Raw genomic sequence first — 12,300 nt, forward strand, 5'->3', positions numbered from 1 at the left:
ATATCAAACCATCCTCGCAATAACTTTTTACATATGAGGAAAGCCGTCGATGTACAAGATTATGCTGTGTTGCTCCGCCGGGATGTCCACCAGCCTGCTGGTGAGGAAAATGGTGGATGCCGCAAAGGAACGCGACCTGCCGGTGCAGATTGACGCCTATGGCGTTGCCGAATTTGATATGCAGTTTCCGCAATACCAGGTGGTGCTGCTTGGCCCCCAGGTCAAATACATGCTGAAAATGCTTAGCGAGAAAGCCGCTCCCCTGAATATTCCCGTCCAGCCTATCGATACGATGGATTACGGAATGCAGCGGGGAGATAACGTTCTGAATTATGCCCTGTCGCTGATCGCCGCGGCGCACTAAGAGGTGTTCAAATGAGTTCTCTGTATCAGTCGATGATTGCCGTGATCGAGCAGTCTATTACTCCGCTGGCAGGACGCCTTGGGCAACAGAAATATGTAATCGCCATCCGCGATGGCTTTACCGCCGCATTGCCGTTCATGATCATCGGCTCTTTCATGCTGGTATTTATCTTTCCGCCTTTCTCGCCGGAGACCACTAACGGCTTTGCCCGCGGCTGGCTGGACTTTTCCCAGCAGTACCGTGAACAGCTGATGCTGCCGTTTAACCTCAGCATGGGCGTGATGACCTTTTTTATCTCAGTCGGCATCGGCGCCAGCCTCGGACGCCAGTTCCAGCTCGATCCGGTCATGTCTGGCCTGCTGGCGTTTATGGCCTTCCTGCTGGTCGCCGCGCCCTATGCCGATGGCAAAATTTCTACTCAGTATTTATCCGGCCAGGGCATTTTCACCGCGCTGATCACCGCCATCTACTCCACCCGCGTTTACGCCTGGCTTAAGCAAAACAATGTGACCATCCGCCTGCCGAAAGAGGTGCCGACCGGCGTCGCCCGTTCGTTTGAGATCCTCATTCCGGTACTGGTGGTCATCGGTACTCTGCATCCGCTCAACCTGTTCATTGAGGCGCAAACCGGCATGATCCTGCCGCAGGCGATTATGCATCTGCTGGAACCGCTGGTCTCCGCCTCCGATTCGCTGCCGGCAATTCTGCTGTCGGTGCTGATGTGCCAGATTTTCTGGTTCGCCGGTATTCACGGCTCGCTTATCGTCACCGGGATTATGAACCCGTTCTGGATGGCCAACCTGTCGGCAAACCAGGCGGCGCTGGCGGCCGGCGCGGCGCTGCCGCACGTCTACCTGCAGGGCTTCTGGGATCACTATTTGCTGATTGGCGGCGTCGGTTCGACCCTGCCGCTGGCCTTCCTGCTGCTGCGTAGCCGGGTCACGCATCTGCGGACTATCGGCAAAATGGGCATCGTGCCGAGCTTCTTTAATATCAACGAACCGATTCTGTTCGGCGCGCCGATCATCATGAACCCAATGATGTTTATTCCCTTCGTCTGCGTGCCGATGGTCAACGCGGTGCTGGCTTACGGCGCAACCCGCCTTGGCTGGCTGAGTCAGGTAGTGTCGCTGACGCCGTGGACGACGCCCGCGCCGATTGGCGCCTCGTGGGCGGCTAACTGGACCTTAAGCCCGGTGGTGATGTGCGTTATCTGCATGGTGATGTCGGCGGTGATTTATCTGCCATTCCTGCGCGCCTATGAGCGTTCATTAATAAAGAATGAAGTCGAAAAGGCGAAAAGCGTGGCACCAGTCGCCGGAGCCGTTAGCCAGTAATTATTGTCTTACCTGAAATATGAATTTATGCGGAAAAGGGATTTTCGCCAACTGACCTGATTATAAACTCAATAACCTCAGGAAATATTATGATCTATTTTCTAATAAATTAAGCCATCTGTATTAGTCGTTAATTTTCGCCACTGAGAATAAGATATTTATTCTCCGGCGTAGCTGTACCCTGAAAAAAATCAGCTTATTTTGGTTATTTTTATTTTAACCAGAATGGGGCGGTTATTGTCTGCATATATTAATTATTAAAGTGAGATAACCATGAATACAGTTAAAAAGCTGCCATTGGCCATGGCGGTTATCGCCGCGCTGTGCCCAATTTCCGTACTGGCGCAGGAGTTTACCCAGGAGCAGATCGACGCCATCGTCGCGAAAGCGGTTGATAAAGCGCTGGCCGACCGCCAGGCGAAAATCGACGCCGCGGCCAATAAAAAGGTCGATGTTATTACCAACCCGCAAACCACCGCCGCTTCGCCGGATCTGGCGATCCCCTTCGGCCTGAAATTTAGCGGTTACGCCCGCTATGGCGCCCACTTCCAGACCGGCGACCAGAAATATGTCGGCGTCGACGGCTCCTATAACGGCGCCTCGGCGATCGGCCGTCTCGGCAACGAAAGCAACGGTGGCGAATTCCAGATCAGCAAAGCGTTCAAAAGCGCGCAGGGGGCCATCTGGGATCTCAACGTCATGTTTGACCACTGGAGCGACGAGGTTAACCTGAAAAAAGCCTACGTTGGCGTCACCAACGTCCTTGAATCCAACCCCAACGCCTATATCTGGGCCGGCCGCGACTTCCACCAGCGCCCGCAACAGGGGATCAACGACTACTTCTGGATGAACCACGACGGCCAGGGCGCCGGGGTGAAGAATTTCGATATCGGCGGCGTGCAGTTCGACGTGGCGACGGTGTCGCAGGTGAAATCCTGTAGCCCGGAAGTGATGGCCGACGAGACCAACCCGTCGCGCATCACCTGTACCGGCAGCTCCGATACCGGCGACAACGGCCACTACGCGTTGACCACCAAAACCCACAACATCAAGGCCGGGCCGATTGACGTCGAGTTGTACGCCAACTACGGCTTTGACTCAAAAGCGGTGGACAGCGACGCGCGCCTCGATGCCTGGCAGGGCGGGCTGGTGCTGAGCCATACCAACGACAGCGGGGTGAACAAAGTTATTCTGCGCTACTCCGATAACTCGGATAACAGCGTCTACAACAAAACCGACGACCTGACCACGGTTTACGCCAGCTTCGAGGGCAGCCATAAGTTCACTCAGCAGGCGCAGATCGAGTATCTGCTGGCCTTCCACGACTACGACAACGGCAAGGATAATACCGACAACCGTAAAAACTACGGCGCGATCGTCCGGCCGATGTACTTCTGGAACGATGTGCACTCGACCTGGCTGGAAGCGGGCTACCAGCGCGTTGACTACGACCAGGGCGGGGATAACCACGGCTGGAAGCTGACGCTGTCGCAGAACATCGCCATCGGCATGGGGCCGGAGTTCCGCCCGATGCTGCGCTTCTATGTTACCGGCGGCCAGGTGAATAACGAGCACACCGCGAAAGTAGACGGCACCAGCGACGAGCGGCTGGATTCGCTGAACATCGGCGGTATGTTTGAGGCCTGGTTCTGAGGCAATCCGATTCCCGGCTGGCGCTACGCTGAGCCGGGCTACAACTCCGGATACAACCTATCTCTGGCTTAATCGGCGGGCGATGCGCTCAAGCTTCATCATCAACAGCAGCGTGACGCCCACCAGCACAATGGTCAGCGCCGAGCCATCAGCGATATTGCCGCGATCGGTGAGGCTGAAAATGGTCACCGGCAGCGTCGTCCAACCCGGCGGATAAATCATCACCGTCGCCCCTAACTCTCCCATCGACAGCGATAAACTCAGCGCCAGCGCTGAAATCATCCACGGCGTCATCAGCGGTAGCGTAACATGGCGCAGGCGATACCACGGCGAGGCGCCAAGACTGGAGGCGACGTTTTCAATATCGGCGGAAATCCGCGCCAGCCCGGTCGTTACGTTGCTGAAGGTAAAGGCGGAGATCAGCACAAAGTGCGCCGCCAGGACGATAAAGAAGGTGCCGTTCATCTGCAGCGGTCCCTGGCTGAACGCCACCAGAATGCCCAGTCCGACGGAAACCGAGGGGATAGCGCTGGGCAGATAAAACGCCAGGCCAAGATATTTCTGTAGCGTCGCGCCATACTGGCGCAGCGCCAGCGCCGCCCACATCCCGCACAGCAGCGCCAACAGGCTGGCGCAGAAACCCACCATCAGGCTCGAAAACAGCGAATCCCACGCCGCGCCGCGAAAGGCGTTAACAAAGTGGGCAAAGGTAAAGCCAGTGGGCAGCAGGCCATTCCATTGTTTACTCAGGCTGGAGAGTAAAATCACCGCCAGCGGCAGCAGGAAAACGCCGGCAAATAACGTGACCGCCAGCGCACCCGCCGCCGCGGGGCCTTTACGCGACCAAATCAACATCGTTAACTCCTTACGCCAGTGCGCGCCGCAGCCAGCCGATAGAGCATAAACAGCCCCAGCGACAGCAGAATATTAATCAGCGCAATCATGCAGGCCACGCTGTAATCCGACTCCAAAATCGCCTTGCTGTAGACCATCATCGGCAGGGTATTAACCCCTTTGGCGCCAATAAACAGCACGATACCGAACTCGTTAGTGGTCAGCAGCAGGCACAAGCTGCCGCCCGCCATCAGCGCCGGTAGCGCCGCCGGGAAGATAACCTGGGTAATTACCCGTAGCGGATGGGCGCCGAGAATACTCGCCGCTTCCAGCTGGCTCTTATCTATCTGCCGCAGTCCGGCCATCAACGGGCGCATCACCAGCGGCGTAAAGACGGTAATCTCCGCCAGGATCACGCCGTTAATCGAATAGAGAAAGTCTACCGGCGGCAGTTCAAAAGCAAACAGCGCCATCAGGGTGCCGTTGAGCAGCCCCGCCGAGCCGTAAATAAAGGTGAACGCGAGAGTAATCAGGAAGGTCGGCAGCGCGATAAACGTATCAATGACCCGGCTCACCAGTTGGCTGCCGGGGAACGGAATAAACACCAGAATCAGCGCCAGCACGCTGCCGAGCACCAGGCAGCCGAGCGTCGCGAAAACGGCGATCTGCAAGGTATTAAACAATGCGCTGATAAAGCGCTTAGAGTCGATCACCTGCCAGAAAGTCTCGAGGCTTAGATTGCCGCTGGCGTCGCGTAACGCCTGTTCGGCGATCAGCAGTAGCGGATAGAAAAATAGCGTCGCCAGCACCAGCAGCGGCAACGCCAGCCACAGGTAAGGGCGTAGGTTTCGCGCCGGACGCGCAAGCGTGAGGGTTTGCGCCATTATTGCACCTCGATCAGAACCGCATCGCCAGGTTCAAAGTAGAGCGCCAGCTTGTCCCCCGAGCGCGGCAGTGGGTTTACGTGGGTCATGACGATCCGCACCGCTTCGCCGGCAACATCGCACAGCAGATGCGTCAGATCGCCCTGCCAGTGTACCGAAGTTAGTGTGGCGTTGAGGCGATTACTGGTTGCCGAGCGCGGCGCCAGGCTCATGTGCTGCGGGCGAATGCATAACAGCTTGTTGTTGCCGTGCAGGCCGCCCCGGCTGAAGGCGTTAATCAGGCCGCCGCCACAGCTCACGCTAACCAGCCCCGGCTCGGTGCTGTCTTTCAGCGCCGTCGCCTGCAGGATATTGGCGCGGCCGAGGAATTCGGCGCTAAAGCGGTTCGGTGGATAGTGGTACAGCTCGTGCGTTTCGCCGTGGGCGATCAGCGAACCGTCTTTCATGATGCCGATTTTGTCCGCCAGGGTCAGCGCTTCGGTCTGATCGTGGGTGACGTAGAGAATGGTCAGTTCCGGCAGTTCGCGATGCAGACGGGCAATCTCTTCCACCATGTTATGACGAATTTGCGCATCCAGCGCCGACAGCGGTTCATCAAGCAACAGTACCCGAGGACGCACGGCAATCGCGCGGGCTATCGCGACGCGCTGCTGCTGGCCGCCGGAAAGCTGATGCGGGTAGCGGGTGGCGTAATCCGCCATACCGACGATTTTTAAGGCTTCGGTCACCCGCTCGGCGATAAGCCCCCTGGGCTGCTTCTGCGCCCGCAGGCCGAAAGCAACGTTATCTTCCACCTTCATATGCGGGAACAGCGCGTAGTTCTGCACCACCATCGCCAGCCCGCGTTTGTACGGCGGCAACTGTGTGACGTCAGTATCGCCAATCAGGATCCGACCGCCAGCCGGTTGCACAAAACCGGCAATCGCCCGCAGCACCGTGGTTTTCCCTGAACCGGAAGGGCCTATCAGCGCCAGCACCTCACCGGGTTCAATGGTCAATGACAGCGGTTTTAAGACCACGTTGCCGTGGTATGAAACGCGCAGCGAGTCCAGGGTGATCCCGGAAGTCCCCGCCAGCGACGGGGAAGAAGTGACGGTGGTTTTCATCAACATCAGGCTTACTCGCTATCGGTCACTTTATGCCAACGGACAATGTCAGCCGACAGCGATACCGCGACATCATCCCAGTTCGGCTCCCAGCTCTTCACGCCGTCGAGCGCCGCTTTCGCCGCCTTAAAGTTAGCGTCATCCGGCGCCACGTCGCTGCGTACCGGTAAGCCCCAGGAGAGCGCGCTAACGCTGGATTGCGCTGGTTTATCCAGCAGGAAATTAATCAGCTTCTTGCCGTTTTCGCTGTTCGGTCCGTTCTGCACAAGCCCGATGGTATAGGGCAGCGCCAGCGCGCTGCGCTCGCCTTTGTCATCCGCCGGCCAGAAAATTTTAACGTTCGGGTTACGCGCCATCTGCGACAGGTTCATCTGCAAATCGCCGTTGGCGACGTACAGCTCGCCTTTGTTGACCAGCGCCGTCAGCTTGCCGGTCGAGGCCGATGGGCCGACATTATTGGCCTGTAGCTTACCCAGATATGCAAAACCGGCGTCTTTACCGCCGAGGCTATGGAACGCCTGCAGCATCACCGCGGTACCGTCGCCCGCCTGACCCGGCGTGGAGTACTGCAACTTGTTCTTAAAGCGACTATCCAGCAAATCCTGCCAGCTGGCCGGTGCGGCTTTCAGCAACTGGCTGTTATAGATGAAGGTCAGATAGTTATTCACCAGCGGCGCGTAGCGGTCGTTAGCGCCGGGGATCTGCGCGCTACCCTGCGGGGTAAAGGTTGCCAGCAATTGCTCTTTCGCGGCGCGCTGGATAAACGGCGGCACCGTGACCAGCACGTCAGCCTGCGGATTGGTACGCTCCTTCGCCAGACGTTCGACGATCGCGCCGGAGCCGCCTTCCACATACTGCACTTTGATGCCCGTCGCTTTGGTGAAGGCGTCGAACTGGCTCTGATACCAGCTGTTATCGCCGTCATGCAGGCCGTCGGCGGAGTAAACCGTGACGACGCCGTCCGCCCAAACCGGAGAGCTGGTCAGCGCGAACAGGGACAGCAGAGCAAGTCGGGAGAGTTTCATCGTATAAGCCTCATCGGATAGTCAGTTATTCTGGTGTAGACCAGATTTGGCTTCACGCTACCGGGGGTTTATGACAAAACGATGAAAGAAGTGTGTCGAAAGAGTTAAAACGAGCGGGATGCATAGTCCCGGTAAGCGTTAGCGCCACCGGGGAGATCAAAAAATTTAACCAATAAAATCAATGGGTATCGACTTCGATCCGCAGGCTGTCATGCCGCCAGTATTCAATATCGTAATCGAGAATACGCCCATGCTGATCGTAATTCAGCCGGCGCAGCAGCAGCGCCGGGCGCCCTTCCATCACCCCCAACGCTTCTGCGGCCTGCGGCGGCATTGAGGTGGGATAAAACGACAAATGCATACTGGTATAGATCAGGTCGTACTGAGTTTGATAAATCTCGGTCAGACTGCCGTTGAGATCGTGGCGCAGCAGCTCAGGCACCCGCGCGGGCAGACAGTGGTTTTCGCAGTAGCACACCGGCCGGCCGTCGGCATAGCGCAGCCGGGTCAGCAAATAGACCTGATCGAAGGGCTGCAGCGCCAACGGCGCCATCACATCCAGCGGCACGGCAGCCAGGCGGCCATCAAGCAGCACCGTTTTCGGTTCGCGCCCCTGCTCGAGACACAGCTTGTGGAAGTTGGTATTTTGCGTCGGATCCAGCCATAGACGCTCCGGCGTCACAAACCAGCCGCGGCGGTCGGCGCGGTAAATCACGCCGCTGGCCTCCAGCTGCGCCAGGCTCTCACGCACCGTAATCCGGGTCGTGTTGAACAGCGCGCACAGCTCGCGCTCGGAAGGCAGCTTGTCGCCGCTTTTGAGGGCGCCGTTTTGAATACGCGCCTGCAGCTGCGCTTTAATCATCAGGTATTGCGGCATCTCGCCAGAGGGTGATTTCATGTTTACTCACTGCCACTTTTCGTGCGCTCATTATACATAGCCAGATGAATTTTTTGTTGCAGCGCCACATTTCCTTTGACCCTTCCCCGGCTTTGTCTCCATGATAAATATAAATCTGGTATAGACCAAATGGTGAGACAAATGACTTCACGGAACTACCTGCTGCTGACCCCCGGCCCACTAACCACCTCCCGTACGGTAAAAGAGGCGATGTTGTTCGATAGCTGCACCTGGGATGATGATTACAATCTCGGCGTGGTACAGACCATTCGCCAGCAGCTGGTGCAACTGGCTACCCCAGCCGACGGTTATACAGCGGTACTGCTGCAGGGCAGCGGCAGCTACGCGGTCGAAGCGGTACTCGGCAGCGTCATCGGCGGACAGGGCAAAGTGCTGATCGTCAGCAATGGCGCCTATGGCGCGCGTATGATTGAGATGGCGCAGCTGATGGGCATCGCCTGCCACCCTTACGACTGCGGCGAAGTCGCACGCCCTGATGCGGCGGCGATCGAACAGATTCTGCAGAACGACCCGGCGATCACCCATATCGCGATGGTACATAGCGAAACCACCACCGGCATGCTGAATCCGATCGAAGAGGTGGCCGAACTGGCGAAACGGTACGATAAACGCTATATCGTCGATGCGATGAGCAGCTTTGGCGGCATTCCGTTGGATATCGCCGCGCTAAATATTGATTACCTGATAAGCTCCGCCAACAAATGTATTCAGGGCGTGCCGGGCTTTGCCTTCGTGATTGCCCGCGAAGCGGAGCTGGCCGCCTGCAAAGGCCGTTCACGCTCGCTGTCACTGGATCTGTATGCCCAGTGGCGCTGCATGGAAGATAACCACGGCAAGTGGCGCTTCACCTCGCCGACCCATACCGTGCTGGCCTTTGCCCAGGCGCTTAAAGAGCTGGCGCAGGAGGGCGGCGTTAGCGCGCGCCATCAGCGCTACCGCAACAATCAACGCCGTCTGGTGGCAGGGATGCGCGCGCTCGGCTTCCGGCCGCTGCTCGACGATAGCCTGCATTCGCCGATTATCACCGCCTTTTATTCACCGGATGCGCCGCAGTATCGCTTTCACACCTTCTACCAGAAGCTGAAAGATCAGGGCTTCGTTATCTATCCGGGCAAAGTATCGCAAAGCGACTGCTTCCGCATCGGCAACATTGGCGAAGTCTACGACGCCGATATCACCGCCCTGCTGGCGGCTATCGACAACGCCATGTACTGGAAACAATAAGGAACCGCCATGAACCGTATTAGCGCACTGATCCTTGACTGGGCAGGCACCACCGTAGACTTCGGCTCTTTCGCCCCGACGCAAATTTTCGTCGAGGCCTTCCGCCAGGCTTTCGATATTGAGATCACCCTTGAAGAGGCCCGCGTGCCGATGGGGCTTGGCAAGTGGCAGCACATTGAAGCGCTGGGCAAACTCCCTGCTGTCGATAGCCGCTGGCAGGCCAAATTCGGCCGCGCGATGACTGCCGCCGATATCGATGCGATCTACGCCGCGTTTATGCCGCTGCAAATCGCTAAGGTTGTCGATTTTTCCGCACCGATTGCCGGCGTTGTCGACACTATCGCCGCGCTGCGCGCCGAGGGCCTGAAGATCGGCTCCTGCTCAGGTTATCCGCGGCCGGTGATGGAAAAGCTGGTACCGGCCGCCGCCGCCCATGGCTACGCCCCGGACCACTGGGTCGCTACCGATGACCTTGCCGTCGGCGGTCGACCGGGCCCGTGGATGGCGCTGCAGAACGTGATTACCCTGGGCATAGACGATGTGGCCCACTGCGTGAAGGTCGATGACGCCGCACCGGGCATCAGCGAAGGGTTACATGCCGGGATGTGGAGCGTCGGCCTCGCGGTGTCCGGTAACGAATTCGGCGCTACCTGGGAGGAGTACCAGGCGATGTCGAAAGAGGAAATCGCCACCCGTCGCGAGCGGGCGGCAGGCAAACTGTATGCCGCCGGGGCTCACTATGTGGTTGATACCCTGGCGGATCTGCCGGAAGTGATTGCCGACATCAACGCCCGGCTGACAAAAGGCGAGCGGCCGTAAGCGGGTTAATTCACCTTCACTTTGGTCGTCACCAGCAGGCCGGTAAACAGCATTAATATTCCTGACAACACCAGCGGCGACAGCAGCCCTAAGTGGTCGAGCGCAACGCCGCCGACCGCGGCGCCGCAGGTGTTGGCAAGCTGGATCACCGCCACCTGAATCGACCCGGCTTTTTCCGCCTGATCGGAGAGAGAACGGGTGATCCACGTTGACCACCCCACCGGGATTAGCGCAAACGCGAAGCCCCAGATAATCGCCACCGTCGAGGCGACGATTTTGCTTTCTCCCCACAGTACCAGCGCCACTGCGCAGGCGGTCAGCACCAGCGGCGAAATCGCCAGCGCCGCTTTAACCGAGCGCTTCAGCACCACCGAGGAGAGCGAGGTGCCGATAAAGCTGGCGATACCAAAGCTCAGCAGCACCAGCGTCAGGCCGTCGACGTCAAAACCGGCGAGGGTCATGTAAACCGGGCGAATATAGGTAAAGAAGGCGAACTGTCCGGCAAAGGCCATGAAAATGGCGCACATCCCGGCCATCACCCCCGGACGCTTCAGCAGACCAAACATATTTTGCTGCTGAGCCGCCGATTCACCCGGCAGCGACGGCAGCGCTTTCAGCACCCAGAGCGTACACAGCACGCCCATCACCGCCGCGCCGTTAAAGACGTTGCGCCAGCCGATAAGCCCGCCAAGGAAACTGCCCAATGGGGCGGCGATCACCAGCGCGATTGATACCGCGCCGAAGATAATCGATAGCGCTTTCGGTACCACGCGCATCGGCACCAGACGCATGGTCAGCGATGCCGACATCGCCCAGAAACCGCCGAGCGCCAGACCCAAACAGGCGCGTCCCAGCAGCAGCAGGGTGAAACTATCGGCAAACGATACCAGCAGGCAAGAAAGGGTCAGCAGCAGCGAAAACAGGATAACCACGTAGCGGCGATCGGTTTTGCCGATAACCGTGGTGATAAACAGGCTGGAAAACATCGCGACGAATGCCGTCGTCGTCACCGATTGCCCGGCCATCCCTTCGGAGATGCCTAAATCCAGCGCCATCGGCGTCAGCAGACTAACCGGCAAAAACTCGACGGTAATCAGGCAGGCGACGCAGAAAGCAACCGCGAAGACCGCCGACCAGTTTGGCCGCGCGAGATCGCTTGCATGGGGTTTGGCTTCATTTGAATGACTCATGAGTTACCTGCGAAGAAAGTGGCGGAAAGCTGCGCAGTGTAACATTTTGTATGTGACGTACTTAACGTTTTCGCAACTCTTCTCGCTTTTCATAAGAGGATGCGTAGCTGCTCGCATGTTTAAAAAAACGATGCTTGCTATCGCTTTAACAAATCTCAGGAGAATTTAATATAGCACTATGTGCTATACTTTTAACGACAGGATGTCAGCAATGCGTATCTTTAAAACCAAATGGTTCGCCAGAGAGGCTAGCTCTCATGGCATTTCCGACGACGAGCTCTATCAGGCAATTCAATCTGCGCTTCAGGGCAAAGTGGTTGATTTAGGAGGAGGGGTTTATAAAAAGCGACTCAACAAGAATCGCGATCGCGCAATCATCCTTACCAAAAGCGCAGGGTATTGGTTTTATACCTTTCTATATGCCAAACAGGATATAGCCAATATCAACCATCGCGAATTAATGGGGTTTCGTGAGTTAGCAAAACACTATGCCAATCTCTCTGAAGAGAAAACGACGGCCTTAGTTAAAAGTAAAGAACTGGTGGAGATTTGCGATGACAGCAAAAAATAAATACAAAAGCCCGGCTTTCGAAGCGATCCATAGCGCTGCGTCGGGGCTATTCAGCGTTGGCGCAATCCCACAGGAAACAATGCGCCATTTTGATGAATCATGTCTCGGTAGCGTAGCCGCACTTCAACCCATTGAAATTAAAGCGCTACGTGAACAACTCAATGTTAGCCAACCCGTGTTCGCTCGTTATCTGAATACCAGCGTGTCTACCGTGCAAAAATGGGAGACTGGCGCTAAACGACCGAGCGGAATGTCATTAAAATTGCTTAGCGTCGTACAAAAACACGGCCTGAAAATCCTACTGTAGATATTCTGCCGGATGGCGCTTACGCTTATCCGGCCTACAAGGAACCCAAGGGAGATATAGGTTTGAG

The 12,300-nt window shown here is 57.1% G+C and carries 13 protein-coding genes; 7 read left to right on the forward strand and 6 right to left on the reverse strand.

Annotated elements, in window-relative coordinates:
• Positions 1-49: 49 nt before the first annotated feature.
• The 3 genes from ABLV17_RS02880 (at position 50) to ABLV17_RS02890 (ending at position 3,354) form a co-directional block, all read left to right on the forward strand.
• Positions 50-364: a PTS sugar transporter subunit IIB gene (locus ABLV17_RS02880; RefSeq protein ID WP_015369080.1), complete on the forward strand. Its 315-nt coding sequence runs from the start codon at positions 50-52 to the stop codon at positions 362-364.
• 11 nt (positions 365-375) lie between these two features.
• On the forward strand, positions 376-1,701 hold the full coding sequence (locus ABLV17_RS02885) for a PTS cellobiose transporter subunit IIC (protein WP_015703869.1): 1,326 nt from the start codon (positions 376-378) through the stop codon (positions 1,699-1,701).
• A gap of 273 nt (positions 1,702-1,974) precedes the next feature.
• A complete protein-coding gene (locus ABLV17_RS02890) occupies positions 1,975-3,354 on the forward strand; it encodes a carbohydrate porin (RefSeq protein WP_308958086.1) in 1,380 nt (459 codons plus the stop codon).
• Positions 3,355-3,411: 57 nt separating this feature from the next.
• On the opposite strand, the gene phnV is transcribed toward ABLV17_RS02890, so the two are convergent.
• From phnV to phnR, 5 genes are all read right to left on the reverse strand, one after another.
• Entirely contained in the window at positions 3,412-4,209 is a 798-nt protein-coding gene (phnV, locus tag ABLV17_RS02895) for a 2-aminoethylphosphonate ABC transport system, membrane component PhnV (RefSeq protein WP_308958085.1), read from the reverse strand.
• A 2-nt stretch (positions 4,210-4,211) separates the two neighbouring features.
• The gene (gene phnU / locus ABLV17_RS02900; protein WP_087858896.1) at positions 4,212-5,072 is read right to left on the reverse strand and encodes a 2-aminoethylphosphonate ABC transporter permease subunit; all 861 of its coding nucleotides are present in this window, start codon (positions 5,070-5,072) and stop codon (positions 4,212-4,214) included.
• On the reverse strand, positions 5,072-6,184 hold the full coding sequence (gene phnT, locus ABLV17_RS02905; RefSeq protein ID WP_308958084.1) for a 2-aminoethylphosphonate ABC transport system ATP-binding subunit PhnT: 1,113 nt from the start codon (positions 6,182-6,184) through the stop codon (positions 5,072-5,074). The genes phnU and phnT overlap by 1 nt, the downstream gene beginning before the upstream one ends.
• A gap of 5 nt (positions 6,185-6,189) precedes the next feature.
• Complete coding sequence (gene phnS / locus ABLV17_RS02910) at positions 6,190-7,203, reverse strand: 2-aminoethylphosphonate ABC transporter substrate-binding protein (RefSeq protein WP_308958083.1); 1,014 nt, start codon at positions 7,201-7,203, stop codon at positions 6,190-6,192.
• 178 nt (positions 7,204-7,381) lie between these two features.
• Complete coding sequence (gene phnR, locus ABLV17_RS02915; RefSeq protein WP_045397821.1) at positions 7,382-8,101, reverse strand: phosphonate utilization transcriptional regulator PhnR; 720 nt, start codon at positions 8,099-8,101, stop codon at positions 7,382-7,384.
• A gap of 141 nt (positions 8,102-8,242) precedes the next feature.
• On the opposite strand from phnR, the gene phnW reads away from it, so the two are divergent.
• Together phnW and phnX are read left to right on the forward strand one after the other, a co-directional pair.
• The gene (gene phnW, locus ABLV17_RS02920) at positions 8,243-9,346 is read left to right on the forward strand and encodes a 2-aminoethylphosphonate--pyruvate transaminase (RefSeq protein WP_213317683.1); all 1,104 of its coding nucleotides are present in this window, start codon (positions 8,243-8,245) and stop codon (positions 9,344-9,346) included.
• A 9-nt stretch (positions 9,347-9,355) separates the two neighbouring features.
• Positions 9,356-10,165 carry a phosphonoacetaldehyde hydrolase gene (gene phnX / locus ABLV17_RS02925; RefSeq protein WP_348854075.1) on the forward strand — a complete coding sequence of 270 codons (810 nt, stop codon included), beginning with the start codon at positions 9,356-9,358 and terminating at the stop codon, positions 10,163-10,165.
• Positions 10,166-10,170: 5 nt separating this feature from the next.
• Here phnX and nepI read toward each other — a convergent pair whose 3' ends face one another.
• Complete coding sequence (gene nepI, locus ABLV17_RS02930) at positions 10,171-11,355, reverse strand: purine ribonucleoside efflux pump NepI (RefSeq protein WP_212769317.1); 1,185 nt, start codon at positions 11,353-11,355, stop codon at positions 10,171-10,173.
• Between the two features lie 211 nt (positions 11,356-11,566).
• Between nepI and ABLV17_RS02935 the strand changes: the two genes are divergently transcribed.
• Together ABLV17_RS02935 and ABLV17_RS02940 are read left to right on the forward strand one after the other, a co-directional pair.
• Complete coding sequence (locus ABLV17_RS02935; protein WP_087858890.1) at positions 11,567-11,926, forward strand: type II toxin-antitoxin system RelE/ParE family toxin; 360 nt, start codon at positions 11,567-11,569, stop codon at positions 11,924-11,926.
• On the forward strand, positions 11,910-12,233 hold the full coding sequence (locus tag ABLV17_RS02940; protein ID WP_004173862.1) for a DNA-binding transcriptional regulator: 324 nt from the start codon (positions 11,910-11,912) through the stop codon (positions 12,231-12,233). The genes ABLV17_RS02935 and ABLV17_RS02940 overlap by 17 nt, the downstream gene beginning before the upstream one ends.
• Positions 12,234-12,300: the final 67 nt, after the last annotated feature.

The organism is Klebsiella sp. CN_Kp091 (assembly GCF_040065095.1).
GTDB lineage: Bacteria > Pseudomonadota > Gammaproteobacteria > Enterobacterales > Enterobacteriaceae > Klebsiella > Klebsiella aerogenes.

Excerpts from the sequence above, each read along its gene's own strand:
- ABLV17_RS02880 (WP_015369080.1), top strand. The coding sequence starts at position 50 with ATGTACAAGATTATGCTGTGTTGCTCCGCCGGGATGTCCACCAGCCTG.
- phnT (WP_308958084.1), bottom strand. The coding sequence starts at position 6,184 with ATGTTGATGAAAACCACCGTCACTTCTTCCCCGTCGCTGGCGGGGACT.
- nepI (WP_212769317.1), bottom strand. The coding sequence starts at position 11,355 with ATGAGTCATTCAAATGAAGCCAAACCCCATGCAAGCGATCTCGCGCGG.
- phnV (WP_308958085.1), bottom strand. The coding sequence starts at position 4,209 with ATGTTGATTTGGTCGCGTAAAGGCCCCGCGGCGGCGGGTGCGCTGGCG.
- phnU (WP_087858896.1), bottom strand. The coding sequence starts at position 5,072 with ATGGCGCAAACCCTCACGCTTGCGCGTCCGGCGCGAAACCTACGCCCT.
- phnW (WP_213317683.1), top strand. The coding sequence starts at position 8,243 with ATGACTTCACGGAACTACCTGCTGCTGACCCCCGGCCCACTAACCACC.
- ABLV17_RS02940 (WP_004173862.1), top strand. The coding sequence starts at position 11,910 with ATGACAGCAAAAAATAAATACAAAAGCCCGGCTTTCGAAGCGATCCAT.
- phnS (WP_308958083.1), bottom strand. The coding sequence starts at position 7,203 with ATGAAACTCTCCCGACTTGCTCTGCTGTCCCTGTTCGCGCTGACCAGC.
- phnR (WP_045397821.1), bottom strand. The coding sequence starts at position 8,101 with ATGAAATCACCCTCTGGCGAGATGCCGCAATACCTGATGATTAAAGCG.
- phnX (WP_348854075.1), top strand. The coding sequence starts at position 9,356 with ATGAACCGTATTAGCGCACTGATCCTTGACTGGGCAGGCACCACCGTA.
- ABLV17_RS02885 (WP_015703869.1), top strand. The coding sequence starts at position 376 with ATGAGTTCTCTGTATCAGTCGATGATTGCCGTGATCGAGCAGTCTATT.
- ABLV17_RS02890 (WP_308958086.1), top strand. The coding sequence starts at position 1,975 with ATGAATACAGTTAAAAAGCTGCCATTGGCCATGGCGGTTATCGCCGCG.
- ABLV17_RS02935 (WP_087858890.1), top strand. The coding sequence starts at position 11,567 with ATGCGTATCTTTAAAACCAAATGGTTCGCCAGAGAGGCTAGCTCTCAT.